The organism is Bradyrhizobium sp. USDA 3262 (assembly GCF_054060035.1).
This window is the reverse complement of the sequence record NZ_JBSSCT010000001.1, coordinates 5371814-5396637: the sequence shown is the minus strand read 5'-3', so window position 1 is coordinate 5396637 and position 24824 is coordinate 5371814. Positions and strand designations below refer to the sequence as shown.

Annotated in this window: 29 protein-coding genes; 1 reads left to right on the top strand and 28 read right to left on the bottom strand. The window is 62.7% G+C overall.

Translation table 11 applies throughout. The annotated features are described in order from the left end of the window. Positions 1–11 precede the first annotated feature (11 nt). Genes ACVWYP_RS25185 through ACVWYP_RS25170 form a run of 4 tightly spaced genes read right to left on the bottom strand, consistent with a single transcriptional unit; the run spans position 12 to position 3476 of the window. Complete coding sequence (locus ACVWYP_RS25185) at positions 12–272, bottom strand: DUF7220 family protein (RefSeq protein ID WP_456684206.1); 261 nt, start codon at positions 270–272, stop codon at positions 12–14. Next, positions 272–955: a hypothetical protein gene (locus ACVWYP_RS25180; RefSeq protein WP_456684205.1), complete on the bottom strand. Its 684-nt coding sequence runs from the start codon at positions 953–955 to the stop codon at positions 272–274. The genes ACVWYP_RS25185 and ACVWYP_RS25180 overlap by 1 nt, the downstream gene beginning before the upstream one ends. Positions 956–989: 34 nt before the next feature. Next, the gene (locus ACVWYP_RS25175) at positions 990–1457 is read right to left on the bottom strand and encodes a hypothetical protein (RefSeq protein WP_456684204.1); all 468 of its coding nucleotides are present in this window, start codon (positions 1455–1457) and stop codon (positions 990–992) included. A gap of 30 nt (positions 1458–1487) precedes the next feature. Further along, complete coding sequence (locus tag ACVWYP_RS25170; protein ID WP_456684203.1) at positions 1488–3476, bottom strand: hypothetical protein; 1989 nt, start codon at positions 3474–3476, stop codon at positions 1488–1490. Positions 3477–3594: 118 nt separating this feature from the next. Between ACVWYP_RS25170 and ACVWYP_RS25165 the strand changes: the two genes are divergently transcribed. Next, positions 3595–3879, top strand: a complete 285-nt coding sequence (locus ACVWYP_RS25165) for a hypothetical protein (protein ID WP_456684202.1) — start codon at positions 3595–3597, stop codon at positions 3877–3879. A gap of 96 nt (positions 3880–3975) precedes the next feature. Here the strand turns inward: ACVWYP_RS25165 and ACVWYP_RS25160 are convergent, their stop codons facing one another. The 24 genes from ACVWYP_RS25160 to ACVWYP_RS25045 form a co-directional block, all read right to left on the bottom strand. After that, the gene (locus ACVWYP_RS25160; RefSeq protein ID WP_456684201.1) at positions 3976–4305 is read right to left on the bottom strand and encodes a hypothetical protein; all 330 of its coding nucleotides are present in this window, start codon (positions 4303–4305) and stop codon (positions 3976–3978) included. Then, complete coding sequence (locus ACVWYP_RS25155; RefSeq protein ID WP_456684200.1) at positions 4305–4490, bottom strand: hypothetical protein; 186 nt, start codon at positions 4488–4490, stop codon at positions 4305–4307. Before ACVWYP_RS25155 ends, ACVWYP_RS25160 begins: the two co-directional genes overlap by 1 nt. Positions 4491–4509: 19 nt before the next feature. Beyond that, positions 4510–4902: a hypothetical protein gene (locus ACVWYP_RS25150; protein WP_456684199.1), complete on the bottom strand. Its 393-nt coding sequence runs from the start codon at positions 4900–4902 to the stop codon at positions 4510–4512. Beyond that, a complete protein-coding gene (locus tag ACVWYP_RS25145; protein ID WP_456684198.1) occupies positions 4895–6061 on the bottom strand; it encodes an N-acetylmuramidase domain-containing protein in 1167 nt (388 codons plus the stop codon). The genes ACVWYP_RS25150 and ACVWYP_RS25145 overlap by 8 nt, the downstream gene beginning before the upstream one ends. A 14-nt stretch (positions 6062–6075) precedes the next feature. Next, positions 6076–7188 carry a phage late control D family protein gene (locus ACVWYP_RS25140; protein ID WP_456684197.1) on the bottom strand — a complete coding sequence of 371 codons (1113 nt, stop codon included), beginning with the start codon at positions 7186–7188 and terminating at the stop codon, positions 6076–6078. 95 nt (positions 7189–7283) lie between these two features. Beyond that, positions 7284–7505: a tail protein X gene (locus tag ACVWYP_RS25135; RefSeq protein ID WP_456684196.1), complete on the bottom strand. Its 222-nt coding sequence runs from the start codon at positions 7503–7505 to the stop codon at positions 7284–7286. Continuing rightward, positions 7505–8041: a phage tail protein gene (locus ACVWYP_RS25130; protein WP_456684195.1), complete on the bottom strand. Its 537-nt coding sequence runs from the start codon at positions 8039–8041 to the stop codon at positions 7505–7507. Before ACVWYP_RS25130 ends, ACVWYP_RS25135 begins: the two co-directional genes overlap by 1 nt. 57 nt (positions 8042–8098) lie before the next feature. Then, a complete protein-coding gene (locus ACVWYP_RS25125; protein WP_456684194.1) occupies positions 8099–11467 on the bottom strand; it encodes a phage tail tape measure protein in 3369 nt (1122 codons plus the stop codon). A gap of 203 nt (positions 11468–11670) precedes the next feature. Next, complete coding sequence (locus ACVWYP_RS25120) at positions 11671–11946, bottom strand: phage tail assembly protein (protein WP_456684193.1); 276 nt, start codon at positions 11944–11946, stop codon at positions 11671–11673. A gap of 82 nt (positions 11947–12028) precedes the next feature. Further along, a complete protein-coding gene (locus ACVWYP_RS25115) occupies positions 12029–12559 on the bottom strand; it encodes a phage major tail tube protein (protein WP_028340241.1) in 531 nt (176 codons plus the stop codon). Positions 12560–12650: 91 nt separating this feature from the next. Continuing rightward, the gene (locus ACVWYP_RS25110) at positions 12651–14087 is read right to left on the bottom strand and encodes a phage tail sheath subtilisin-like domain-containing protein (protein WP_456684192.1); all 1437 of its coding nucleotides are present in this window, start codon (positions 14085–14087) and stop codon (positions 12651–12653) included. Between the two features lie 68 nt (positions 14088–14155). Next, positions 14156–14731: a hypothetical protein gene (locus ACVWYP_RS25105; protein WP_456684191.1), complete on the bottom strand. Its 576-nt coding sequence runs from the start codon at positions 14729–14731 to the stop codon at positions 14156–14158. A gap of 10 nt (positions 14732–14741) precedes the next feature. Then, positions 14742–16244, bottom strand: a complete 1503-nt coding sequence (locus ACVWYP_RS25100) for a pyocin knob domain-containing protein (protein WP_456684190.1) — start codon at positions 16242–16244, stop codon at positions 14742–14744. 3 nt (positions 16245–16247) lie between these two features. Continuing rightward, positions 16248–16439, bottom strand: coding sequence for a hypothetical protein (locus ACVWYP_RS25095; protein ID WP_456684189.1), 192 nt, complete (start codon positions 16437–16439; stop codon positions 16248–16250). 12 nt (positions 16440–16451) lie between these two features. Continuing rightward, a complete protein-coding gene (locus ACVWYP_RS25090; protein ID WP_259242998.1) occupies positions 16452–18719 on the bottom strand; it encodes a hypothetical protein in 2268 nt (755 codons plus the stop codon). 75 nt (positions 18720–18794) lie between these two features. Then, positions 18795–20009, bottom strand: a complete 1215-nt coding sequence (locus ACVWYP_RS25085; protein ID WP_259242995.1) for a phage tail protein I — start codon at positions 20007–20009, stop codon at positions 18795–18797. 1 nt (position 20010) lies between these two features. After that, positions 20011–20889: a baseplate assembly protein gene (locus tag ACVWYP_RS25080; protein WP_259242992.1), complete on the bottom strand. Its 879-nt coding sequence runs from the start codon at positions 20887–20889 to the stop codon at positions 20011–20013. A gap of 12 nt (positions 20890–20901) precedes the next feature. After that, positions 20902–21258: a GPW/gp25 family protein gene (locus tag ACVWYP_RS25075; protein ID WP_259242991.1), complete on the bottom strand. Its 357-nt coding sequence runs from the start codon at positions 21256–21258 to the stop codon at positions 20902–20904. Next, positions 21242–21463, bottom strand: coding sequence for a hypothetical protein (locus ACVWYP_RS25070; RefSeq protein ID WP_259242989.1), 222 nt, complete (start codon positions 21461–21463; stop codon positions 21242–21244). The genes ACVWYP_RS25075 and ACVWYP_RS25070 overlap by 17 nt, the downstream gene beginning before the upstream one ends. Positions 21464–21478: 15 nt before the next feature. Next, positions 21479–22858 (bottom strand): hypothetical protein, encoded by a 1380-nt coding sequence (locus ACVWYP_RS25065; RefSeq protein WP_456684188.1) that lies wholly within the window; start codon positions 22856–22858, stop codon positions 21479–21481. Positions 22859–22894: 36 nt separating this feature from the next. Beyond that, positions 22895–23479 carry a hypothetical protein gene (locus ACVWYP_RS25060; protein ID WP_304495266.1) on the bottom strand — a complete coding sequence of 195 codons (585 nt, stop codon included), beginning with the start codon at positions 23477–23479 and terminating at the stop codon, positions 22895–22897. Beyond that, entirely contained in the window at positions 23479–23928 is a 450-nt protein-coding gene (locus ACVWYP_RS25055; protein ID WP_259245196.1) for a phage virion morphogenesis protein, read from the bottom strand. Before ACVWYP_RS25055 ends, ACVWYP_RS25060 begins: the two co-directional genes overlap by 1 nt. A gap of 20 nt (positions 23929–23948) precedes the next feature. Then, positions 23949–24377, bottom strand: coding sequence for a gp436 family protein (locus ACVWYP_RS25050; RefSeq protein WP_259242985.1), 429 nt, complete (start codon positions 24375–24377; stop codon positions 23949–23951). 15 nt (positions 24378–24392) lie between these two features. Continuing rightward, complete coding sequence (locus tag ACVWYP_RS25045) at positions 24393–24767, bottom strand: hypothetical protein (protein WP_259242983.1); 375 nt, start codon at positions 24765–24767, stop codon at positions 24393–24395. Positions 24768–24824: the final 57 nt, after the last annotated feature.

Here is a 24824-nt window from a genome sequence, read left to right as displayed (position 1 = left end):
GGCGTAATCGGCTACACTACCTTGAAGTTGTCGTACAAATCTTGGCACCAGACGGCGAAGCGCTTGAGGTGGACGGCGAAGAACCGGCGGATCAGGTAGCTGCGGATGATCGAGATCACCATGAGGATCAGGGTGATTGCGCAGCTCTCAGCGAGCTTCACCTTGAACCCGAACAGCGGCAGCACGGCGTAATTGGCCCAGATAGAAACGACGAACCCGATCAGGCTCGACGTCACCACCTCAACCAGTGACATGACGCGGGACTGCTCCATTACAGCCCCGATGCGCTCGCGAGCGCGAGGCCCACAGCGGCGCCGGCGGCAGCCTTGGAGCCAGCGAACGAGGTTCGCTGCACCTTCTTGAAGTGCAGCGCCATGGCCTCATCCAGGTCCGCGTAGAGCTGCTCGACGCTGGCGTCGTTGTGGATGACGAAATCCGGCTTGATCCGGTCGATGCGCTCGCTGTCGTGAACGCCCCAGAGCAGGCCGAGCTTGTCGTAGAGGAACTCGCCAAGCTTGCCCCACTTGAGCTTGGCCGGCTTGGTGCCCGGACGCTTGATCATGATGACCACGCCACCGCGGCGACGGATCGCATCAGCCTCATTCGGGAAGCGGACGGAGTCGTTCATCACGGAATCGCCCTCGGCGATGCCGCGCTCCCAGGTGTTGGCCCAGAGATCCTGACCGATCAACTCCCGGCCCCACTCAGTGCCGATCGTGATCTGCGCGTAGCGCGAGGTGACGCCCAGGCACGGGATGACCTGCTCCTTGAGATCGCCCTCCAGGTAGCGCGTGATCTCGTCGGCCTTCATGCCGTTCGCCTGCAACAGCACGGCGAGCATCGCCCGCAGCGGCTCGGCGATGTGTTTGCGGCGGATGCCGTACTTCTTCTCCAGGTACAGCGCAGCCGTCGTCTTGCCCGACTGAGCGAAACCCGCGAGTCCAACTACCGTCATTTGTCTTCTCTCTCCTCGTTACAATTCAAGCAAATCAGCAGGCAAGCAGCTGCCGGGTCACATCGCAGGCTTCCCAGAGCGTCGGGACGCGGAAGCCGATGCAGTGCATGAGCATCGCGTGCTCGTGCGGATTGGCGTCGGGCTCGACCGCGGCGACGATCGGGATGCCCTTGGAGTCGGACCAGGCGATCTCCATCACGGTGCCGATCGACACGGTCTTGGCACCGTGCAGATTCACCAGCAGCACGTTGCAGCGCATCGCGTCCCAGCGGTCGCGGATCGTCAGCCCCTTGGGCATCGACATCGGCGACTCCAGCCTGGCGGTTTCGGCGGCTGCGTTCGTGAAGACGCCCACCTTCCGCAGGTGCTCCTGGCTGCGCAGCGGCGAGAGCGTCTTGATCCCGAACGGATGGAGCAGCTCCTTGGCGGTGTGACGCCAGTCGGTGGCTCCATCGAAGTCGAGCCCGGAGATCGGGCCCGCCAGGTACACGAGCGGCTTCATAGCTCCTACCTTTTGCATTCGCGCAAACACTCAGGCGGCGAAAGACGGCGCCGGCACGCGCACGACGCGCTTCCCAGGCCGCCATTTGCCCTTCTGCAAGGTCAGCAGCGAGCGCTTCCCGTCCGGATACTGGATGATCACCGTAACCGCCCAGCCCGACAGGCCCTTGTTGTAGCCGTGGCGCAGGTTCATCGCGCCAGCCACGTACACGCCCTCCATGATCTCGGGGCTGTGCTTGTCGCCGATCGACATCTTGCGCCCTGCCCGCGCGAAGCCGGCCACGGTGCCCTTGGCGCCGTTCGCGCCACGGAAGCCGTGGTTGCCGACCTCGATGCCGTCGATCAGATGGCTGTAGCCGTCATGGCACCAGACCACCTTGTCGCCGAGCTGCGGATATTTCATCCGGATGGCGTGTTCGAGCAGCGAGAAGCGAGGCACAGGCTGGTTGTTGTCGATGGCGATCGAGCGCCGTTCGACATAGTCCAGGTATGCGTCTTCGAGCTGCAGGCCGAAGCGGACGTTCTGGCCGTCGTTTCGGTACCGGCCTTCTCGGGCGTACTTCTCCAGCGCGATGTCGTGGTTGCCTTCCGCGACGATGAAGGTCCGGTCGCCGACCGTGACCATCGGCAGAGCGACCAGGCCGATCGCCGTCAGCAAGAACTGACCGCACTGCTCGACCTCCTCCTCCACGCTGTCGCGGCCCCGGAAGGCCATCTCGTAGCTATAGGCGTTGTCGTGGACGTGGTGGTGATTCCGCGCCTCGTTGTCGAAGATGTCATGACCGATGACGTTCTCGGGATCGAGGACGTCGACCATGCTCTCCCGGTACTGCGCCCGGCCACCACGCATGTCCCATCCGAAGATGGCCATGCAGTTGGCCTGGTCCATCTTGCGGACGTGGAGGTCCGGCATGGTGATCGCGCGAGCCCGATGGCCCGTGGTCACCTCAGCGTTCGCCACGTAGGCGTCGAGGTCGTAGAACGCCCCGGTATGGTCGTCCGCCGTGATCTGCCGGCAGAAGACGTCGCCGTCCTCGTCGAACTGCACCACGGTGGCGCCCACCACCTGGTGGAACAGCGACTTCACGCCCGCCTTGCGCGGGATGATCTTTGGCCGCGTGCAGGCGCCCGACGTCATGACCTGGTGGGCCTGGACGTTGGGGTCGTTGGACGGAACGCTCTTCAGCTGGCGCTTGGCGTGCGGGAACACTGCCCAGCGGCCCCGGCTGTACGTGACCAGATCGGAGATCGGCTGCGACGCGGTCGGCAGCGTGTTCATCTCGCCGCAGAACACGAAGTTGTCGCCGATCTTCATCTGGCCGAAGCACAGGTGCTCAGCCAGCTCGGGCGCGTACTCGCGCGCCTGCGGGTCGTTCTCCGCCCACCACTGGGTCTCGTAGGTCCATGGACCGACGATGATCTCAGCGTCGATGTAGGCGGCATAGGCCTTCAGGTTGACCCAGAACTCCTCGTGCAGGAGCGCATCGTTCTGCGCGCCGGTGAAGATGAAGTTCTTGCCGCGCGGGTCGCGGTACGGCGCGACGCGCAGGGTCTCGACCATCCAGGTCCGAGGCTTGCCTTCCTTCTCGACGTAGCGACGGTGCTTGGCGGACCAGCTCCGCAGCATCGGCGTGTCGACGATGACGGCTTCCGGGTTGATGACCGGGTATTTCGATTGGGTGATGAGTTGTGTAACCTCGGCCGAGAGCGTCTTCGCCCGGATCAACGGGTCGACTTCTTCGGCGGACAGTTCTTCGCCACCTGAGGTGACGGTAGCCTTGGGTGCAGACGGAACGTAGAGCGACCAGTCGATCGCATAGTTCTCTTTGCGCTTGCGCTTCAGCGCCTCTTCGGCGCGGACCCAGTTCGGATAGTTGATGTTCTCACGGCGCTCGGCCGTCTTCGTCGCGGATGCGATCCCGCCGCGCTGTCCCTGGGGGTGGTACCCCTGTCTCAGGAGGTCTTCGATGACCTGTTTCCTGCGGGCGCGTTCAGCGGATGGCGTTTGCGGCGGAGCCATGGTTTCCTTCGGAAGGCTGTGGAGATCTTCCTGAGGCACTACCATAGAATTTGCTTGAATGCAAATGCACGGAGGTGTAATGCAAACGGCTCCCTTTCGCCAGTTGCGAGACCAATGCATGATGACCAAGACCATTGCCGGCGTGATCGCCGTGCTGCTTTCCACCTCAGCAGCGGTGTCGGCCGAGGAATGCAACGTTCCTACCGTCCGAGAAATTGCCGAAATGCAGACTGACGTCCTTCGGGCGTTCTACAAGCTGGCGAAGCAGAGCGAGGCCGCCGTGATCGACATCGAGGTCAGGAAGGCTCGGTTCGGAAACAACAAGGTTGCCGACGCCTCCCCTTGCCTCAAGGCGTTTGGCGACTTGGTAGGCGCGTTCGAGCAGGAGCTGCGGAGCCGTTAGACTGCCGGGCTCTCACCGGCTGCCCCTGAGCGCTCAGGGTCTGCGTGTGCGGTTTGGTGTCGGTAGATGGCCGGGGCGTCCCGGCCCGCACAGGGCTTATGCTGATTTCAGATTGAGGAACTTTGTGATGCGGTCGACCACCGCGTCCGGCATGGCCATGACCTGGTTCGAGAGGCCGTCCATCCGTTCGGTCAGACGGGTCTCAATCGCGCGGACGGTATCCCAGGAGGCGTACTCCTCGACCACCTTCATCTTGAAGTTCGACAGTTCCTTCTCGACCGAGTGGATGGAGTCGGCGGCGTCCTTACGAACGCTCTCCACCTTCGTCTCCATGCGGTACCAGACGCCGGAGATGGCGCCGGCAACCGCGATCAGGGGACCGGCAAGGCTCAACACGTCGGCGAGAGTTACGTCGGCGAGAGCCATCAGAATTTACCGTCCTGTTCTGCCCGGTCGAGCAGGGCCAAGCAGGCCTTGGTGTCGTTGATGTTGGCGTTTGCCGCCACCAGGGCGGCCCGGTATCGCGCGATCACGACGCGGGCATCCATACCCGCCTTGATCGGGGGAAGCTCCACGGCGCTCGCCAGGCGCATGCAGGACTGGATGTCCATCCGCTCCTGCGGCGAGGCGTCACCGAATGTTTTGCAGGCTGCGAGCGTCAGCGGGAGACAGAGCAAAACCCCCAGCCTTCGCAGGCCGGCGAGCCAGCTGCTTTTCATAGTCCTTGACCTTCTTTTCGAGAGCGGCTTTCGCCGTTTCAGCCTGCTTGAGACGTTCGGCCGTGCCGGCGTCGGGCTCCTGTTCCGGGCAGACGGGCTGCTGGACGGCTGGAGCCGGCGTTGCTGATGCGTCGGCGAGCTGCTGCTTCAGCTGCTCCAGCTGCGCGGTGAACTTGGCGGCGGTCGATACGACTCCGCGGTGATGGGCGTAGGCGATGATCGCAGCCAGGATCAGCAAGGCCGCGAGGGCCTTGCCAAACTTGGTCGCGAAGATCGCCTTGGCCGCCTTGATGGCCTTATCCAAGGTGAACTCCTGCTTGATGGTCTGCGAGGCGGCGCTTGATCACGTCGCCGTAGAGCTGCCAGGTGATGAAGCCGACAGCGATCACGCCGACCCACCAGTACGGTGCGAGGCCGGCAGCGAGATCGTGGATCGAGTCGAGGACGGCCTTGGCGGTCTGGGCCTTGCTGACCATGTCCTGAGCCTGATCGAGGACGCCGGTCTGCTGCGCACCGCCCAAGGCGCCCGCTCCCACCAGGATCTTCGACACCAGCGAGCCCTTGTCGGCAGCTGCGATCGTCTGCGAGCCGGCGGTCCGGAGATCGTCGACGGTTGCGGTCTGGCGTTCCGGCGAAGGCTCGGCGGACTGATCGGGGCCGACGCTATCGAGGTGCGCGGTGGTCTCGTCGTTGGGATGGCCGGTGATCTTCAGGCCTTCCTTCCGCTGGAAGGCGGAGGTCGCGCCCGTCGTCAGATTGCCCCAGTCGCCGTCGACCTTGCCGACCGCGTAGCCCAGCTCCTTCAGCTTGCTCTGATAGACCAGCGTGACGGACTTGCTCGGCTTGGCCTCGAAGCCGTTGGCCAGGCGTCGAGCCCAGACAGCGTCCGCGTTGCGCATGCGCGTGTCGTAGTTGTTCTGCTTGTAGCCGGCGCCGTTGTAGCCCTTGGCGAACTTGGCGAAGTCCTTGGCGATGAGATGCTTGTCGAGCTTGCTCGACTTGATCTCACGGACCATGGCTTCGATCTGCTCGGCGACGCCCTTCGACAGCTCCTCGACCATGGCGGTCGCGTTGTCGTAGTGCAGGCGCTCGGCGTTGAAGCCCATGGTTTGGCCAAGGCCCCAGGACGCCGCTCTGTTGGCGACTTCCTCGTCGATCTGCCTCGCTTTTGCGATGACATTCAATCGACCGGCCGAGGTGCCCTGGTCCTTGTACTGGGTATTCCGGCTCCACTTCGGGATGGCGAGGCCCGCCTTGATGGCGTCCTTCAGCTTCATCGGCTTGTGGGACTGCAGCTCGGAATAAAACTTGTGCCGCTCGAAGAGTAGCGCGGGGGTGTGGTTGTCCTGCTCGAACGGCTTCCCCGAGGTCTCGCATTCGACAACGGCTAGCAGCGCGGACGCAGGCCAGCCGTTCGCGTTCGCTGCCGCCACGATGGCGTCAACGATTTCCTTACTGAACATGTTGGAGTCTTTCGTTAGAGGTCTTCGGGGAAGTTCCACTTCTCGGGCAGCACGGTGCCCATGACTTCGCCCGGGAGTGGACTCAGCATCAGGTCGTCGGCACGGTCGCTGAAGTCGGCGCCATTGCCGGGCCCACGACATTCGAGCGTTGAGCGGATGCCGGTGCTCTTGATGTACGTGTGGATCGCTCGCTGAACGACGTAAGAGCCGTTCACGCGGTCACGCATGCCCTGCACCGAGATGGTCTGGGTGTCCCGGATCCACGGGTCACCCTTCGCCAGATCGAACGTGGCCTCGACCTGAGCGCGGTTGAACGCTTCCATCTTGGAGTTGGCGGCGGCGGTCGCTTCCGCGGCCGATTTGAACCATTCGCCGAGAGGATATTCGCCGCCCGTGGCCTGCCCGATCGGAGCAGTCGACGACTTGACCCATTTACGGACCTTGTCGTGCTCGTCCCACCAGAACGCCTTGACGCCGCTGAACGCAGAGCGTTGCATGTAGCGGACCTGCCAGTCGCCGAAGTGCTCAGGCTTGAGCACCAACGTCGGCACGGGCTCGCCGCTGGCGTTCGTGACGGAGTCGCGCGGGACAAACATCAGCTTGCCGTCGACCACCTTTGCCACAGCACCGTAGCGGCGCTCCAGCTCGTTGATGACGTGAAAGTTGCTGGTGATTTGGTTCTTGGTCTCGACCTGCTGATCAGTCAGGCCAGTGGCGCCCGCGACGGCCATGCCGGTCTCGCCGGCAATGTCGCTGAGGATCTCGCCGACCGTCTTGCCGATGTATTCCTTGGTCGTCGGCGCCTTGTTCAGATCGCCGAATTTGGTGGACGTGCCGACCAGCTGCACACTGCGCGGCTTACCCTTGTAGACGACGTCGGTGAGATTGAAGGTTCCGAGGTAGGCAAGGCCCACCTCCTTGTAGCCGAGATAGACGCCGATCTGATCACCCGGATCGACTGCGGCGAGAGCCCAGTCTCGGTCATCGAGAGTGATGGTGCAGTTGTCGCCCTCGCCGCCGCCAGCGATCAGCTCGACTTTGATCTGCGTGGTTCGATCGTTGAAGTTCCCCGTGATATCGATACCGCCCTTCATGACGCGGTAGATCGGGGTGTAGCCGGTGGCCATTTACACTCCGCGCAAAAAGAAAGGCCGCCCCGAAGGACGGCCTCATACGCTCTCGCGTATATTTCGCGGTTATACGCGATCGCGTATGCCGCTGATCAGTTCCAGAGGAAGACCTGCTTGAGCACCGGGGGTGCATCCAGCTTCTTCGGTGCGTCTGGAAGGTTGATGGTGATGCCCAACGGGAGCACGATGCCGTAAAGCTCGATGCCGGGGTTCTGCTCGATCACCCACTCGACGATGCCGTTGGACGAGTTGCCGTACCTGGCGAAACAGACGCGATCGAGCCTGTCGAATATTTTGGTGACGTAAGTCGACATCAGATCCCCAGCTTCGAATTGTCTTCGGTTGCCGCCGGGATCACGACGCCGCCTGTGTAGACGTCATCTCCGTACTTGGTCAGCTCCACGGTGAAGTCGATTTTCTGAGCGATTCCGACAGCGCCGATCTTCTGCTCGACAGTGCGGACTCGCTTGATCGCGTAGGTCCCGACGAACTCGGCCGCGTATCCAGCCGGGTCCTTCAGCGGGTAGAACCGCATCATGTCCATCGGCCTACCCCGCCTGCCCGCTGCCTTCAGGCGCGAGATCGTGTCGAGGCCACCGAAGTGGTACGGGTAGAGCTTACCGTCGATCGAGATGTTCTCTTCGCCGGGGCCGACAAACTGCATCGCCGGATCACGAGAGAGTCGATCGTTCGACACCCAGGTGAACTGGTGGTCGCGCTGGATCGTCTCGAAGTTCGGCGTCTCATGGTTCGGCAGCGGAACGTAGAAGAGGATCGTGTCGCTGCCATCCTTGGGGGCCGTCTCTCCCTTCTCCAGGACGGGAGCCATGCCCAACAGCATGAATGCCATAGATACCTCTCGGATTGTTGGAGGAGAGCCCGGCCCCGTAGGGCCGAGCTATTCGCGTTAGGTGTATTCGGAGTCCGTATCGTGGGTCCGCCAGTTCATCTGCTCGTCGACGCGGCGCTGGACCAGCGTTGCGAGAGCTTCCGGATCGTGACTGTTGCCGTTGATGTGGATCGCGACGCTACCCCGACCGTTGCCGCCGAAGTCGCCCCTCATCGGGACGCCAGACTGCGGAGCAGCTGCAGGAACGTTCTTGATCGCATCAGCAGGCGACGGCACATCGTTGATGTGCTGCTCGATGAACCTGCGATAGTTGATCGCGCCTTGACGACCTTTACCGTAGGCTGAGCCAGGACCGACCCAGTCGGTGAACTCGTTGCCGTCCTTCTTGCCGGTGCGAGGATCTCGGAGAACGAGCCCCGGGATACCCGTGCGCTTCGATCCGTTTGGATCGGTCGGCAAGCCTTGGTCGGTGTAGCCACCGATGATGTGGCTGCCGCCGAGCGCGCGGTTCGTGAGCGCGTCGTACTGGGCGAACTCCTTCGGATTGCGCTTCAGCCGTGCGATCGTCGGCCCAAGCTCGCCTCGACGGATGGGTCCGTAGAAGCTCCTCGGGTTGATCTGACCATCGGCGCTGTAGCCGAGCATCTGACGCATGGTCTTACCCTGCATGTCAGCACGGTTCATGAGGCTCTCGATCGTTCCGCCTCTGCTCGCGCCCTCGGTTGCCTGCATTGCAGCTAGGTGCATCCTCAGAGTCGGATCGTCCTTCAGCTCCTGCGCGAAGCGGGCGCGTCGTGCCGCCAGGAAGGCGGAGCCGCCCAAGCCTGCGCCAACGCCGTCAGCAGGCCCGCTCACAGCTGCCGAAGCCGCCTCCTGCGAACCGCTGGTCGCCGCTCTTGCAGCGCTGTAGCCCATGTCGACCTTGCCGCCACGGCCGATGATGCCGCCCGTCCCGACACCGAAGTTCGGGAGCGAGCCGCCCGGCGTGACGTTCTTGATCAGGGCGTCGGGAGTGCCGACACCACTGAGCAAGCGCATGCCGCTGCCGCCTCCGCCACCAGCCAAAGAGGAGCCGGCACCTTCGTAGGCGTAGCCGAGACCGCCGCCTCGCCGCATTGCGCTGAAGTCGGTGCTCATGAGCGAAGCTCGTTCGATCTTACCGCCGAACTTGTCGAGCTTCTCACCCAGATAGTTCATCGGGTGGACGTCGGCCGGGTTGAAGCCCGAGCCGGACTGCTTCTGGACGCGAGCCGCTTTGTCTTCGGCGATCCGGTTTTGCCAGTGCTCGTAGGACTCGCCCTTTTCCCTGATCCTCGACTTCTTGACACCGGAGTTCTGGAGCGCCGTTGCAACGCCGGCAGCCAGTGCCGGAGTGCCGAAGATGGCCGCCAGCGCGCCAACCAGGGTCACGAACGAGGCCATGATCGAGATGACCGGGCCCAGGACGACGAGCGCGCCGACCAGCGCGATGATCTGGGCAGTGAACTTGCCCATCGACTCGGTATCGCCGCTGCCACCGAAGTAGGTGGCCAGCTTCGACATGACGCTGGAGATCATCTCACCGACTTCTCGCAGACCAGCTGCGAAGCCGCGGGCGAACTTGAACCAGGCGTCCGTCTTCCCGAGACTTCCGTCGCCGGGCTTGCCGAACATCGACTCGAGCAGGTCGCGGAACGTTCCGGGCTTGCCGAGGAAGCCCTCAGTCAGTCCGTTCAGCACGGCGGTGAGCTTCTCCTTCAGGCCGCCGGTCTTGACTGCGTTGTACCAGTCGGTGACGTATTGGCTGAGCTGATCGACGAGCGGCTTGAACGTGCCGCCCAGCTCGGTCTTGAGAACCTTCCAGGTGGCGCTGATGCGATCCATCAAGAACTCAAGGCTCTTGCTGTACTCGCTCCACGCTTCGCTGATGAAGTCGTTGCCTTCCTTCTGGCCAGCGGCCTCTTCGGCCAGCTGCTTGGTACGCTTGAGCATCTCGGGCGACGCGATCATGTTCGCCAGGAACCGACCGAAGTCAGCGCCGAACATTGCCGACATCGCCTTCTGACGATCGAGAGGCTGCTTGATCTTCTGGAACGAGCTGATCAGGTCGAAGACCCCCTTGTTGGGGTCCTTCTTGAGCTTCTGCTCGATCTCGCCGTACGAGCCGTAACCCAGCTGACCGGGAAGACTCATGAACAGCCGATCCTTTTCGGACCGGTGGTGCTTTTTGGTGATCGCGTTCGCTTCCATCGTCAGTTCAGCGAGCGTCTCGCCGAGGCTGCCGAGGAATCGAGCGGCTTGCTGACCCTGGGCACCAGCCTGGATGGCCGAAGCGCCGAACGCCAGCGTCGACTGCTGGTTCATGCCCAACAGCGCGCCGGAACCCATACCGGTGCGGAGGAACGAGAACATCTGGTCGGGGCGAGCGGCGGTCTTTGCCGACAGGAACGCGGCGATGTTGCCGAGACGACGGACACCACTCATGTCCTTCAATCGACCGGCACCAAATTCCTGCGCGATCGCGTAGCCCATGCCGTCCATGGCCTGGTCCACCTCGACGCCGAACGTCTTGGCGAGCATGGTGACCATCTCGCCGGTCTGCTCAGACATGTTTTCCGGGACGCCGGCCTTGGCCGCTTCGACCACGGTCTGCATGTACCGGGCCGGGTCCTGACCCAGCTGAACGGACTTCGGCAGGATGCGCTCACGCAGACCGGCAAAACCGCCGGGGATCTGTTTCTCATCCATGTTGATGCGGGCGTTGGCTTCCGCACGATCCATGTCGGTGGCCGACCGGATAGACGAGCTGACTGCACGGCCGGCGCCGTACGCCAATGCGCCGCCGATGAGTCCAGCCTGGAAGCCGCCGCTACGGACTGATCCCGCGACGGTGCGCATGGATGCGGCGAACGCGGCGCGAGATCGAAGCGCGGCTGCCCGCTGCTGTCGATCGATCCGTTCCTTCTGTCGCCACTTGGCGAGGTGCAGATCGGTCTCAGCTCGGTTCAGAGCCGCCGACATGCCCAGGTAGCGCTGGTTTTCCTTGTTGTAGATCGACCTGTAGGCCTGGTGATACTTGATCTTCTCCTTCAGCGACCTGGCGAGGCCTTCCTTCTCGTCGCCCGTCGCCTTCCTCCAAGCCCGCGCGTGCGCCTGGATGTCTCGCTGCATGCCCTTGTAGACACGCGCGTTCATCTGGCCCAGCTCGCGAGCTTCCTTGGCCATGTCGATGTATTTCTTGGTCAGGCCGTTGATGGCCTTGCCGGTCCCCTGCAGATCCTTCATCAGCTGGGGCGACACGATCGGCGTCGTTATGGCGTTCTTCGCGAAGCTCTTGTCGAGCTGCGCCTTGAGAGCCTTGATCTTCGCTTGGAGGGCTGCGATGGTCGCCGAGCCGCTGGAGCGAAACTCCAGCTCGGCAATCATCTTCATGTGTTCGTCGGCCATTGCAGCTCCCCTGGCTATGCACAAAAGAAAAAACCCAGGGCTCTATTTGCCCTGGGCAGCTTTGATTGCTTCGGCGTCTCGTTGATTGAGTGCTTGGACGCCGTCAGCGACGAGGATGAAATCGTCGAAGTCCATTCGATCCACGGTTTCGAGCGTCCAGTGGAAGCGCTCGAAGACCGGGAATGCGTCGGCGATGATGCGGCTTATTCGCTCGCCATGGGCTTCAAAAAATCTTCGAACCACTTCTTCATGGGAGCGAAGTCTTCGACGTCGATCTCGGCGATCACCTTCTCGTCGACCTCGCAGAGATCCGCGAGCACCTTCTCCATGGCAGCGATCGCGTCCTTCTCCATGTTCTTGATGAAGTTGCGGAGGTCGCGCACCTTCGGGCGGCGAGCCTTCATCTCGATGTACGTCGCGCCGCGGTACTCGAAGGGATGAGAGAGGCTGAAGGTTTCCTGCTTGATTTCGTTTGCCATTGGTTTGCACACCTATTGCTGGGGGAAAAAGAAAAAGGCCCCGCCGGGTGGCAGGGCCTTGAGTTGGGAGCCTGGCTGAACCTTAGGAGGTGAAGCCGAGGATCCGGCGCGCGTTCGCGCTCTTGTCGACGCCACCGATCATGGTGACCTTGTTGAAGACGTCGATTTCAGCGACGACATTGCCGTCGATGTTGTGCTGGTAGTAGTTGGCGCAGACGTTGATGGTCATTTCGACCTTCTTGCCGGCTTCCGCCTTGCCCGTCTTGATCGCCTTCACCAGGCACAGCGTGGTGATCACCACGCCCTTGTCGCCACCGCCCGGGGTGAGCAGGTAGCCGCGGAACGTGATCGGCACATCGAGCGAACCCGGGCCGTAGCCCAGCTTCGTCCAGATCTGCTCGTCCCACGTATGCAGCGTGAAATCGAACTCGATCTTTTCGATGCCGAACGGAATTTCGACGGTGCCGTCCATGCCGCCGCCGCGGAACTCTTCCACGGCGATGTTGATCTCGGGCGGCTGGAAGTTCGGCGCTTCGCCGATCTTGCCGACGCCGTCGATCCAGACGGTGAAGTCCTGGAGAATGTTGGAGTCGCGAAGATTGCTCGTGGTCATTTATCTCTCCGGCCACGCCGAAGCGCGCCCGATCCACGAGGGATCGAGCGGCTCGGTTGGCTCTTTTGGGTTGTTGGTGGAGTGCTACGGCTTAGCCGTTGGCGGCGATCGACCGATTGAACTCTTCGATGAAGTCGACGTAGTACTGCGGGTTGCGGCGAGCGCGGAACTGCAGGTGCTCCAGGAGCGCCGGCGGTTCGAGATCGAAGTCGACAGACAGCTCGCCCGCAGCGAAGGTCGCAGGGGTGTTGATGTTCGGGTCGATCCAGCACTTGCCGCCGATCAGCGCGCCGCGGGAGCGGAGCAGTCGGAGGTAGGAGTTGACGTCGAGCTGGATGTCGGCGAGCAGCTGCAGGCTGAACGGCTTATCCATTCGGCTGCGCTCGGCGCGCTCCAGGCTCTCGTACACCATGTCCGCGGTGCGGCGGACCGAGAGGTGCGCCCAGAGCGGGTCGGTGCCGGTGCCGCGAACGCCCCAGAAGCGGAAGCCATCGTCGTGGATGACGGTGGTGATCTGCTGGCTGTTCAGCATGTTCGCTTCGCAGTCGCGGTCGTTCGGCATGAAGTCGACCGGACGGGCCGGGCCGCCGATGTTCTGGATCAGCTCGTTCGAGAACGAGTACCAGAAGCCACGCTCCTCATCGACGCGGGCCTGGATGCCGGCCGCGTAGGCCGAAGCAGGCTTCTGCACGTAGACGGAGTTCTCGGTATCCCAGCTCAGCACGCCCGGATCGATGATCGAGATGCGCTGGCTGCCGTAGTCGCCGCGATACTCGACCGCGTCTTCATACGAGGTGCCGGGGCCGTCCAGGAACGCCACCGCACGGAGGCGGTCGACGATCGAGGCGAAGGAGACGCCGACCGGATTGGCGACGTGACCGAGGGTGGCGGTGATCGTTGCGCCCGCGCCTGCGCCCGTGACGGTCACGGTCGGGGGATCGGTGTAGCCGTAGCCCGGGTCGGTGATGATCGCGCCGGTCAGCTTGCCGCCGACCACCTGGGCCACCGCCGTCGCCTGACGACCGCCGGCCGGGGGAGCCTGCACGACGATGTTCGTGGTGGCGAGGATGTAGCCGGTGCCCTGATCGCCGATCACGAGGTTGCGGAGACCGTTGGTCGGGCGACCGCCGGTCAGACCCGGCGCGACGAGCAGCTTCGGCACGACCTGGAGCATCGGACGCGCCTTCAGCAGCGACCAGACGCCGGTCTTGCCAGTCGGCGAACCGACGGCATTCGACCAGCTCTCTTCCTGGCTCTCGCCCTCGGCGACACGGGTCACGACGATCACAGCCGACTTCTGGCTGTAGATGGCGTCGACCGCATCGAGCAGCGTGCCGGTGGACTTCAGCTGACCCGCCTTCAGTGCGTCGGCGAAGACAGCCACTGGAGTGTTGAGCGGGAAGATATCCGGGTCAGCGTCCGGCGCCGTGCCGACCAAGCCGATCACGTTCGACTTGACGGTCTCAACCGGACCGGAAGGGCTGTCGAGTTCGATCGTCTCGAGGCCGTGGAGGTATTGAACAGTCATGGGTTCTCCAAAAGAAAAGGCCGCCCTGTTCGGAGCGGCCTGAAGAGTGTTGGTGATGGTTGGTCGGCTTAGAGCGTCAGCGCCAAATCGAAGAGCGCCGTCTTGTCAGCTTCCGTCTTTCCAACGGCGGCGACGCAGGCGACGAGCAGCGGATTGTCCTCGACAAATTCAGTCGCGTAGCTCCAGTTGTCTTGGGTGTCCTGATCCTGGCTCTTGACCCAGTCCTCGACCTGCTGACGCAAGCCGATCTGGTTGAGCGCCAACCTGATCTGACGCGGAGTCACAGAGCGCGGGGGCTTCTGGAACTCCGAGATCGTGTTGGTCGCCGCGTCGTACCTCTTCTGACCGAAGTCGGCCTGCGGATTTGTGCCGGCGTAGCCGATGATCTCGATCAGTAGCTGACTATGCGGAAAGACGCGGGTCGCATCGACGCTCGCTGCCTGCAGGCGCCAAGAGCCATCAGCCTCTTTCGTCGCGGTGACCTTGACGCTGTCGGCTGCGCAGAGCGGCGTCTCACTATAGAGCGCGGCGTACCAATCCCGCCCGCTCAAGTCGTTCTTGGCGAACGATATGTTGGGCGGAAGGTTAGCCGGGTAAGGGTCTGGCACATAGCCAGACCACGTCCCGTGATTGATGATCTCCATGCCGGATGCCTTATGTCACTTCCGTGAAGTTGAACCAACCGCCACTGGCAAGCTGATACTGGTGATAGCGGTATCGCGAGGCACCCATGATCGCACAGGTGCAGACAGCAGAACCGCCGAACGGCTCGGTGATGGACGATCCGGTGTAATCTCCCGCGTACACCGCTCTCATGCTGATGACCGGGTTGATGTTTCCGGTGTGCCAGATGACGCCACCGCTGCCAAGGTAATAGCTGCCGCCGCCCTGGGCTTGGATGTATGCCGTTCCGCCCGAGTTGAGATAGCAGACGCCACCGTAGGACCAGACATAGCCGGTCGCGATGAGGCTGCCGGACGTTGAGACGTTGCCGGTGAAGGCGTCACCAGCCTTGTTAGCCGGCGTGTAGCCCAGGGTCGCCTGCGCGCCGATGTTCGCCCGTGCTTGCGCGGCGTTGTCGACGTCGGAGAGGTTGTTGACCCCCATCATGACCCGGCGCCACGGCGTCCATACGTCGGACGCGAAGACGCGGACGTACATGATGACCGCGGTATTCGTGTCGAGCTGGATCGCCCGTTGAACCGCATAGTGGGTCGGGCTGCTCCCGTAGGACTCGACGCTCAAATACCAATACCCCGACCCCGGCGCACCCGGGTTGTTCGGGAGGATGGTGTAGTACGTGCCTGGAGCGAGGATGGTGTTGAAGTTCGTCGCACCAGCGATCGGCTCCGTCTGATTGATGCCGATATTCCGACGCGCGAGCCCTTGCTGACCTGCGCTGAGTCCCTGAGCAACGCCGAAAGCAACGAAGGTCGCATCGACCGTCACCTTCGAATAGTAGAGCGAAGGATCCCAGGTCTGGGCCGCGGCTGCATACGACTGAGCAAGGTCTCGGGCCGCCAGCGTGTCGCCCTTCATCAGACCGACAGCCGTCCGATCCGCCGCGGTGGAAGTCGCGTCGGCAGCCGTGTCAGCCTTGTACTGGAGGGCCAGGTCTCGGGCCGCCTCGCACTGTGCGAGGGTATCGATGACTGCCTGCTGGATGGCGGTGCCGACGTAGATTTCCCAGTCGATGAACGGGCCGGGATTGCCGAAGATCGCCCTCGGAAGCAGCGTCAGCTGTCCGGCGTCCCGGTCCCACTCCACTAGCTCAGCAAAGGCATAGTCGGTCTGACTGCCCTTGCGAACGATGGTGACGAACGGCGACGGAGCGAACAGCTCGCGCTCCGCCAGGTCGGGGATCGCGAACACCTGGGTGGTGTTCACGTCCAGCGTCACCTCGGAATTGGAGTGAGCGAGCAAGAAGCCCTGCTCCGACACCAGAGCGATCTTGTCGAGTGCCGGCGCCAGAACCAGGTCCAGCCGATTGAGAGCCAGACCCTCGATGTAGGCGGTCAGGCCATCGATGGCATCGAGTTCGTCTTCGTTCGAAGAAACGCGGCGATCGATGTCATCGAAACGCCGGTTCCAATATTCGGGGTCGCCGAGGTTGTCCCTCGGCTTTACCCGGTAAATCTGATCAAACCGGCGAGCCACGTCTTAGACCTCTTCGTAGCTGGTGACCGCATCGCCGTAGTCGGCGATCAGCGAACCCTTGACGACCACGTCGCTTCCGGGGCGCGCCCAGATCTTGGGAGCGATTTCGACCGCCCGGCCGAGCGTCAGGCGATAGCTCTTGTCCGGGTCGATGCTCGGAGCCACCGGAGCGGCCCCGTTTTCGTTGTCTGCCATGAAGTGGATTCCTTACTTGGTGTAGAACGTCCGCTCGGCGACGTGGTACGTGACCTGCGGAGAGTTGGTCGTTCCGTTCTGGACGATGGTGAACTGCGTCGTGCCGGCCGGGAGACTGAACGTGTAAGTCTTCTGGTAGCGCTTCGCGGTCGCATCCTTCAGCTCGGTGACGGTCGCGTTCGGCGTGTAGTCCGTCGATCCAACCCGAACCGTCATGTTGTAGGTGTGCGGCGTCGGGTCGAACATTTCGAGCAGGTTCACGAACGTCAGGTTGTTCGCGCTGGCCGACATCGCTGGCACCGTCATCTTCGTCGAGACGTGCTTGAAGACCGTCTTCGGCCGAGAGACCGTGACGCGAGATCCGGTCAGATGCAGGATCGGCTGCATGTCCTGCGTGCCGATGAAGCGAGCCCGGAACTGAGCCAGCGGCGGAGCGACAGCGAGGATGCCGGCATTGTCGGCGATCAGCGGCTGCCACTGACCAGTACCGTTCGGCCGCATCTCGAAGACCAGCTGACACGAACCCGGAACCCACATTTCAGCCAGGATGTCGATATCCCGGAAACCGCCGTCGAGGTTGATCGGAGCGAACTCGATCGCGACCTGAGAGGACGGGAACGCGGCGCCGTAGACCTGGATCATCATGTCCTTGGTCAGGTCGCCCATGTAGTAGATGCCGTCCGTCGAGTAGAAGAACGTGCCATCCAAATAGGACTGACCCGAGGTCATGCCGACCTGGTGGTTCGCATTCGAGATGAACACGAGGGCGTAGCGCTTGCCCTTCCCGAGGAAGGTCGGCTGGATCGGGCAGACGTTCCAACCCGTTCCGATGCTGGAGTGCGGGTAGGTCGTCTTGAGACAGACCTTGGTGAGGTCAGGCATACCAGCCGTCACTTCGCAGAGCGCGAGGTGGATGTCTTCGTTCGCAGCCTTGGCCGTGATGTAGAAGCCGAGCTGGGTGGCGATGATGTCGTTCGAGACAAGGAAGGTCTGAGCAACCTGAGCGCCCGTGATCGCGAGATCAGTCGTGATCTCGTACATGAACGGCTCTTGCCAGGTGTCGAGCCAGTAGTAGTCCGTTCGCGTCCAGGCGTAGGGATGATCCCAGGACGCCGGGTTGCTCTGGACGGTCGTGAACTCGGCGGTGTTGAAGTCGTACAGGTTGGTGGTGTCGACCGCTTCACCGGGGGTGCTGAAGTTGTTGCCGTTGGTGCAGACCGTATAGCTGCCGCCGTAGCGGACGCGCGAGCGGGCCATGTAGCCAACCTGCATCGAATGCACCTGATAGCCGTACTGCGCGATGCCGAGCGACGAGGTGTAGGCACCCGTCTGGATCTTCAGCACGTTGACGTACTTTGGCATCAGGTAGCCGCCGGCCAGCGAGGCGTTCGGGTCGTTCGCCGAGAACAGCGAGATCTCGAACTGGTTCTTGTTGGCGTCGTTGAAGCGGATGCCCTCCTCGACCTTTGCGTCGTAGCCGAGCAACAGCGTGTTGTTGTAGTCCGACTTGTTCGGCATCAGGAAGAAGTCGGCGTCGAAGCCGGAAGCGTCGTCCGGATAACGCAGGCTTTCCTTCACGCGGGCCAGGTCCAGGTAGACCCGGGAGAGGTCGGACTGGTCAGCCAGGCCCTTCACGCGGTTCGCGAGGTCGGCCAAGTCGGACGCCAGCGAGGTGACTCGCGGCTCGATCATCGACCGGAAGGTTTCGAGCATGTCGGTTCTGATGTCCAGAGCGTCGGTCGAGACGACCTGGTTCTGGTCCTGCATGTCGATCGAGATGATCTGCGTGGTGTCCAACATGATGTTGGCGATCACGACGTGGGTCGCGGGCACCGCCGGAGGCACAGGGTCCGCAGCTTCAGCGCCGGCCGTGAAGACCAGCTGCGCGTCGCGGGACTCGGTCATGGACACGGCGCGGGGCTCGACCGTGCCGGTGTCGACGTCGGTCAGATAGTCGCGGGTCTCGATGTCCGTTTCCGTTTCCTGGCCATAGGCCGACACGGTGACGATGCGGCGGGCTGCGGCGGCCACGTAGGTGGCAACCGACTGCGTCAGGACCGCCCGGCGACCGAAGACGGCGCCCATGTCGTAAACGCGACCCTGGCCGACCGTGACTTCGACCTGGCCGGTCTTGGTGACCATCAGGCCCGAATACTTCCGGGTTGCGCTGACGGCGTCCGACACGATGTTGTCCATCGCCTGCTGCACATAGTCCTGCAGGTTGTTGTGGTCGGTCGCGACCTGTTCCTGATAGTCGCGGAATTTAACTTTGCGGTCCATTGCGGGCCTCTTGTTGACGCACGAAAAAGCCCACTGTCCTCGGGGACAATGGGCTCAGTGCATTGGTTGATTTGATCAGATGACGATCTCGTCGCCGGCCCAACGCGGCAGGCCGGCGATGAACCCCGGCTTGGTGTTGGTGTCGAGCAGGATCTGGTCAGACAGCCTCTTGGCGGCGATCACCGCATGCCGGTTCTGCGCCATTCTTGAGCCGTCATGCGGCGTCCAAAAGCGAGTGCGAGGCACGAAAGGCTCGTTGATGCGCGCCTTGAACCTGCTCCACTTCGTCGGCATGGAGATCTTCAGCTCGGCCGTCTTCGGCTTGACGCCATAGCGTCCCACGCCCATGAACTGGATCGAGCGGCGCTTCGCCGGATATTCGACCGAGGCGTCGTAGACCGGATAGCGCATGTAGAGACGATATCCGGCCCGAGACGGGACGTAGAACTTGTGAAAGTTCACCCGGTTCGAGAAGACGGCGTTTCCATTTTCATGACCGGCCTGAGTGACCAGGTCGGGTTGCGCTTGTACCGGCTCCAGCTGAGGACTGATTGAGCTGCGCCAAGGCGCTTTCATGATCGGCTCGATCGAGACGATCCGCTTGTAGGCGGTCGAGGGGATCGAAAATTTGCCCTTCCGAACGATCGTGTTGGAGAACAGCGAATAAGGCAGATGAGCCTTGATGAAGAGACGGAAGTAGCTTCCGTAGTTCTCGACCTTTGTGTCGGTCTCGGCTCCGTTGACGACCCACCGCGCGCGGCGAGCGGTTCGCTCTGCGGCACCGTTGGGGTACGGAAACTTGCCGTTGAGGAAGCAATGCGCCCGCGAACCACCCATGAACATGCGGTAGTCAGCGGTGGCGTTCTCCCATTCCTTCCAGGTTCGGACCTGCGGCAGCTTCTGCAGCCAGGACTCGCGCTGCTCCTTGGTCAGCGATGGACCGGAGAACAGCGTGCCCGGAGGCGTCTGCGCCTGCAGGAGCTTGCTGTCGATGAGATCGAGATAGGTCTCGATGCCCTTCAGCGTGCCCTTCAGACGGTGGTGCTTGATGGCGTTGGCGACGACGCTGCGGCGCTTGGTGATCGGCCAGCTCGAGTCCCAGAGGTCTACCGAGAGAGCCCACGCCAGGTAAGGCAGCAGGTTCTCCGGACACTCCCACGGGTTCCAGAGCAGCCGGATCGGGATGTCCAGATCAAGGAGGCGATCGACCTGGGAAGCCAGCGTCCGCTCGTACTCCGTCGCATTCGGCGCCAGGATGTGATCCATCAGGCGCGTCGGATACTTCGCCATGTTACTCCACCCTGAGCTGCTGCGGCGTGATCGCGGCGCTTTCGATGATGACGCACTGATCGGTGCCGGCGACGACGTTCTCGGCCGGCGAGATCAGATCTACCGACTGCACGCCTTCCTGGTTGAGGGCGGAAATGATCGCGGACCTGGTCAGGTCCCGGCCGATCAGCGAAACGTTGTCCCGGACCTTCTGCAGCGCCTTGCCGATATCGGCCATGACCAGCGATGCGTCGGGGCCCGGATAGAGCCAGATGTTCGCGACGATCTGGGTCGTGATCGGCCTGACGGGCACGACGCTGACCACGTCGGTGAGCGGCCGAATGCCCTTCGAATTGATGCGATCGCGGACCAGCAGGATGGTCGCTGTGGTCGGCATCGGATTGGATCCGCGCGCCATGACGGTGATCTTCACCCTGCCCCTGTCGTCCATCTTGACCGCGGTGGCGTCCCGGACATTGGTCGGGTCGGCGGAGAGCGCCTGGAAGATGTAGGCGCCTTCGGAGCCAGCGGTCGTGAACGCCTCGGGCGCGAGCTGGGCTCGGCGGCGCAGGCTGTCGTCGGTCTCGCCGGCAGCGCGCTCGACTCCGAAGAAGGCGGCCAGGTTGTCGAGGTCGCCTCCCCTGGAAAAGGCCAGCATGACGGCGCGAGCCGCCGAGTTGATGCGGGCTCGCACCAGCATCTCGCCATAGGCCTGCGGTTCCAGAATGACGTTGGTCGGCGACTGTTCGAGCTTGACGGCAGCGGCGAGAGCCGGGTTCTTGGCGACGACCTCGTCCTGGTACCGCTTGAGCAGCACCTCGAAGTCGATGGTCTCAACGACGTCGGGCGGCGGCAGCCGCGCGAAGTCGATGTAAAGCGCGGGTGACTCGTAGTTCGGCATCAGGCCCTCGCCTTAGATTGTTGTTTTTGTTCTCTTGAGCTGCGCGTCGATCAGGTCGACGCCCTCAACGGTGATGGTGATCTCGCCGGACGAGTCGAATGCGTCGATCGACACACGGGACACCTTGAACTCCGGTTCGTAGGTGTTGATGGCGGAGATCGCCGCCATCATGCCGGTCATGAGGGTTTCCTCGTTGCCCGGCTTGTCCTGCATGTCGGTGAATTTCGATCCCCACCACAGACGCATCAGCCGAACGCCGATGCGCGTGGAGAGGATGGTCTCGATGGACTGCTTAATGCGTGGCCAGCCCTGAACGTATTCGCCCGTCTTCCGGTCGATATCGATCAGATGCTCAGTTGCCAGCGCCATTCGCAGGAGCCTCCGTCACGACAGCGCCAGCGGCCTGAGCCGCGGCGGCCTTTGCCTTCTTGGCGATGGGAGCCGGCTTGTCCTCAACCTTCGTCAGGGCGTGGCCCAGATACTTGGCCTGGCCTTCCGTGAGGGTCACGACCTTGCCCACGGGCTGCTTGAGCCCACCGAGCCAGATTTCCTTGTCGACCGTGTATTGCGGCATCGTTCTTGTTCCTTGTTACGAGATCTTGGCCCAGACGACCTGCGACGGGCCGGCATCGGTCATGACGCGGTTCGTTGCCGCTTCCTTGGGGCCGGAGACGCCGAGGTTGACTCGGCCGTTGTTGATGTAGACCCAGCGCCCATCCACGCCGCAGGAGCACTCGGAGGCGCCCTTCACTTCGACGTAGCTTTCCTGGATGGTGACCTTGGTCTTGTCCTTGCCCTGGCTGAGCGCGATGGCTGAGCCGTCAAGCTTGATGTTCGCCTTGTCCTCTCCGAACGAGACGTTCAGGTCGTTCTCGGTCCACTTGATGACCGCCGTCTTGTCCTTGAACTGGATCTTGACCTGATCCTTGTCCATGACGACGTCGGCCTTGGAGCCATCTTCACCGTAGCGGAGATGGACCTTGTCCTCGTCCTGGCGATAGTACGACTTCTTGTCGCCGACCGTCTTGACGATCTTTTCCTGGTCCGTCAGTACCTGCGTGGTGTCGGAGTGACCTTGCTCCTCGATCTGCGGGATCTTGCGAGAGGCCTGCTGCTTCTGGCCGGCGCCCTGCCCGTCAGCGCCAGCGGCCCCTCCCGGAGCCTGAAGGTTGCCGCCGTTGAGCACTGTCTGGACGGTCTGGACGATGTTGCCAACCGAGGTCAGGTTCGTCAGGCCCTGCAGCTGCGCGAGCTGGCCGAGGTTGGCGAAGCCCGACATGTTGCTGATGTTGATCAGGCTGCTGATCTGGCTGAAGTCGCCGATGTTGGCGAGGTTCAGGTTGGCGAGGCCGCCCGTGTTGCCGAGGTTGCCGATCGCGCTGGTGAAGTTGGACATGTCCAGCCCGTTCAGGCCAGCCATTCCAGCGAGACCGCCGAGATCACCCATGGCGTCCATGTTGGCGCCCTTCTTCTGGATGATCAGGTGGTGCAGGTTCTTCGCGACCCGCTGCCAGGTGCTGTACTTGTCGTTGCCGCCCTGCTGGCCGCCGCCCTCGGTGGACGCGCCGCTGGCACCTCCGGATGAGCCGCCCTGCTGGTTGCTGTTCTTCTGGTCCTCTTCGTCCTCGACCAGATGGACGACTTCGTCAGGCTTGTCGTGGGGCGACGGGGTCTCGGGCCCGTAGTGATAGGGCTCAGCGGTCGCCAGCTCCATCATGCCGTTGACGCCGCGGAGCAGCGCGTACTGGCCCTTCTTCGGCGGGACCGACGACTTGATGGTGCCGTGGGAGAAGCTCTTCCACGGCTGCCAGTCGCTCTTCACGGTGTCGCCGCGCTTTCCGCCCGAGCCGCTTGGGGTGTCGTCCTGCCCGTCGTTGAGCTTGACGTACCAGCGCTGCTTCTCGAACTTGACGTCGACGATTTTACCGAGCCGCTCCTTGCCTTGGATCTTGCGTTCAAGATCCTGCATGCGCCGCTCCATCGCGTGTAGAGCGCGCATGGCGGGTTAGTCCTCTGGGGTGATGTCCAGCGTTTCTTCGGCGTGGGCGCCGCTTGCCAGGTTGATCTGGCCGAGCGCCGTGACGTGGCTGCGGGGCACCTTGTTGATCCGTTCACCGTTGAGGAAGAAGTACGAGCGCTCGACTGACCGGTTCCGTCCGATCATCAAGTCGCTGGTCCACTCAACGATGCCGACGGCGATGCCTTCTCGTCGCAGCTCTGGCTGGCTGATGCGTTTGAAAATGACCTTCGTGGCGGGTGCCGCGTTGGGGTCGCCGAAGGTATTCAGGTTCGCCATGATGGCGATCTTCTCGACCAAGTCCCAGGCGTTCGCGTCCCCGTCCAGCTGGACGTAGCGGTTCTCGTCGATGATGACGACAACCACGCGAAGGCAGGCGTTCAGTTCGCCCGTCGAGTGGTGCTCGGTCGGGACATTCATGACTGCGACGCGAGCGCAAGGCGTCTTCAGCGTCCAGTCTGCAATGTCTTTCTCATCAAAGAGGCCATCGTACCAGTCGACGTTCTGCATCTCAGGCGCCGCGGCCTTGATGGCCTCGATGATGTTATTTCGGAAGTTGACGATCGCGCTCATTAGGTTGCCTTCAGGTGATCGCGGATCATCTTGCTGATGCGCCGCGCGTTCTCAGCGGAGAAGCCCATGAACGGGCGAGCTGGTGAGTGCGGCGTCGTCTTCTTCTTGTACTTGCCGCGGCTGTTCTTCACGCCGTCCTGCACGTACGAGCTATAGGGAGCGTCGGAGACGACCTGGAAGCCGTGGTTATCGATCTCGCCAGTGTGGATGCCGCCGACGAGCTTGCCGGTCGCATACAGTGGCCAGTCAGTGCCCTTCAGCTTGATCGTGAGCGCCGCGAGGCCCGCCCACCTCTCTCCGGACGGGCTGGTCTGGGTCTTGTTGATGCGGTTCTGCGTCGAGCGGACCATGTACTCGGCAGCTTGCTGCCAGACCGGCTCCATGTGCTCCGCGTCCTGGAGGAGCTTGGTGATTCGCTTGTTCAGCTGAGCTAGAGACTCAGCATTCATCCTGACGCTGAAGGAAGGCATTACGCCCTACCGCAGTCGAACGACCCTCCGGAACGCTTGACGTTCGGGTTCGTCGTGGTGCTGGTGCCGTCGCCATTGTCGACGGTTTCCGGCGGCAGCCCGAGGCCGACCTTGCCGGTCGAGATCTTCTCAAGCAGCGCCAGCGCGTCCTCGTAGCGGACCCGCATTTCGTCCGTACGCCCGCCGCGCCCGAGCGCGATCTTGTAGACCGCGATGTCGATCGCGCAGTTCTTCACCACGCCGGGCGTGGGAACTACCGGGATCGTGTACTGGGCGGACAGGTAGGCGTCGCAAATCTCGTCGGCAGCCAGAAGCCCCTTGTCAACAACGAGAGGGTCTGGCGTGCCGTCACGGTCGTAGTCAGCGATCTTGACGAGGAGATCGGTGCCGTAAAGCTCGTCGATGTCTTCCTTCGTCGCGTATCCCATGACCACTCCTGCCGATTACTCGGACTTCTTCTTGGCGGTCTTGCCGCCCTTCTTCTTCGGCGTTGCGGGCTTACCCTCCGTGTCGGGGGTCTCTTCGCTGTCGCCCTCGCCTTCGTCGCCGGCTTCATCGCCGGTTCCGTCGCCGGTTTCGTCAGCGGAATTGTCTTCGGTATTCGTCTCCGCGCCCTGCTCCTCGACGGCCTCGGGGGCGGTCTCGGTCGCAGCCGGCTCGACGGGCTCGACAGGAGCGACCGGCTCCCGGGATGCCTCGGCATTGCCGTGCAGGTTGGCGAAGCGTGCGGCACGGACCTCGTCCGTCACGAGCTTACGGATGCGACGCTTGTAGTTCGCGGTCGCTTCACGGGTTCGAAAGCCTTTTGCTCCGAGCATTCTTGATCTCCAGACTCACAAAGAACCCTCCCCAGCTGCGAGAGCCAGGGAGGGTTT

Bases quoted from the DNA above. Each gene is read 5' to 3' on its own strand.
- ACVWYP_RS25185 (WP_456684206.1), bottom strand. From the start codon at position 272: ATGGAGCAGTCCCGCGTCATGTCACTGGTTGAGGTGGTGACGTCGAGC.
- ACVWYP_RS25180 (WP_456684205.1), bottom strand. From the start codon at position 955: ATGACGGTAGTTGGACTCGCGGGTTTCGCTCAGTCGGGCAAGACGACG.
- ACVWYP_RS25175 (WP_456684204.1), bottom strand. From the start codon at position 1,457: ATGAAGCCGCTCGTGTACCTGGCGGGCCCGATCTCCGGGCTCGACTTC.
- ACVWYP_RS25170 (WP_456684203.1), bottom strand. From the start codon at position 3,476: ATGGCTCCGCCGCAAACGCCATCCGCTGAACGCGCCCGCAGGAAACAG.
- ACVWYP_RS25165 (WP_456684202.1), top strand. From the start codon at position 3,595: ATGATGACCAAGACCATTGCCGGCGTGATCGCCGTGCTGCTTTCCACC.
- ACVWYP_RS25160 (WP_456684201.1), bottom strand. From the start codon at position 4,305: ATGGCTCTCGCCGACGTAACTCTCGCCGACGTGTTGAGCCTTGCCGGT.
- ACVWYP_RS25155 (WP_456684200.1), bottom strand. From the start codon at position 4,490: ATGGACATCCAGTCCTGCATGCGCCTGGCGAGCGCCGTGGAGCTTCCC.
- ACVWYP_RS25145 (WP_456684198.1), bottom strand. From the start codon at position 6,061: ATGTTCAGTAAGGAAATCGTTGACGCCATCGTGGCGGCAGCGAACGCG.
- ACVWYP_RS25140 (WP_456684197.1), bottom strand. From the start codon at position 7,188: ATGGCCACCGGCTACACCCCGATCTACCGCGTCATGAAGGGCGGTATC.
- ACVWYP_RS25135 (WP_456684196.1), bottom strand. From the start codon at position 7,505: ATGTCGACTTACGTCACCAAAATATTCGACAGGCTCGATCGCGTCTGT.
- ACVWYP_RS25130 (WP_456684195.1), bottom strand. From the start codon at position 8,041: ATGGCATTCATGCTGTTGGGCATGGCTCCCGTCCTGGAGAAGGGAGAG.
- ACVWYP_RS25125 (WP_456684194.1), bottom strand. From the start codon at position 11,467: ATGGCCGACGAACACATGAAGATGATTGCCGAGCTGGAGTTTCGCTCC.
- ACVWYP_RS25120 (WP_456684193.1), bottom strand. From the start codon at position 11,946: ATGGCAAACGAAATCAAGCAGGAAACCTTCAGCCTCTCTCATCCCTTC.
- ACVWYP_RS25115 (WP_028340241.1), bottom strand. From the start codon at position 12,559: ATGACCACGAGCAATCTTCGCGACTCCAACATTCTCCAGGACTTCACC.
- ACVWYP_RS25110 (WP_456684192.1), bottom strand. From the start codon at position 14,087: ATGACTGTTCAATACCTCCACGGCCTCGAGACGATCGAACTCGACAGC.
- ACVWYP_RS25105 (WP_456684191.1), bottom strand. From the start codon at position 14,731: ATGGAGATCATCAATCACGGGACGTGGTCTGGCTATGTGCCAGACCCT.
- ACVWYP_RS25095 (WP_456684189.1), bottom strand. From the start codon at position 16,439: ATGGCAGACAACGAAAACGGGGCCGCTCCGGTGGCTCCGAGCATCGAC.
- ACVWYP_RS25090 (WP_259242998.1), bottom strand. From the start codon at position 18,719: ATGGACCGCAAAGTTAAATTCCGCGACTATCAGGAACAGGTCGCGACC.
- ACVWYP_RS25085 (WP_259242995.1), bottom strand. From the start codon at position 20,009: ATGGCGAAGTATCCGACGCGCCTGATGGATCACATCCTGGCGCCGAAT.
- ACVWYP_RS25080 (WP_259242992.1), bottom strand. From the start codon at position 20,889: ATGCCGAACTACGAGTCACCCGCGCTTTACATCGACTTCGCGCGGCTG.
- ACVWYP_RS25075 (WP_259242991.1), bottom strand. From the start codon at position 21,258: ATGGCGCTGGCAACTGAGCATCTGATCGATATCGACCGGAAGACGGGC.
- ACVWYP_RS25070 (WP_259242989.1), bottom strand. From the start codon at position 21,463: ATGCCGCAATACACGGTCGACAAGGAAATCTGGCTCGGTGGGCTCAAG.
- ACVWYP_RS25065 (WP_456684188.1), bottom strand. From the start codon at position 22,858: ATGCAGGATCTTGAACGCAAGATCCAAGGCAAGGAGCGGCTCGGTAAA.
- ACVWYP_RS25060 (WP_304495266.1), bottom strand. From the start codon at position 23,479: ATGAGCGCGATCGTCAACTTCCGAAATAACATCATCGAGGCCATCAAG.
- ACVWYP_RS25055 (WP_259245196.1), bottom strand. From the start codon at position 23,928: ATGAATGCTGAGTCTCTAGCTCAGCTGAACAAGCGAATCACCAAGCTC.
- ACVWYP_RS25050 (WP_259242985.1), bottom strand. From the start codon at position 24,377: ATGGGATACGCGACGAAGGAAGACATCGACGAGCTTTACGGCACCGAT.
- ACVWYP_RS25045 (WP_259242983.1), bottom strand. From the start codon at position 24,767: ATGCTCGGAGCAAAAGGCTTTCGAACCCGTGAAGCGACCGCGAACTAC.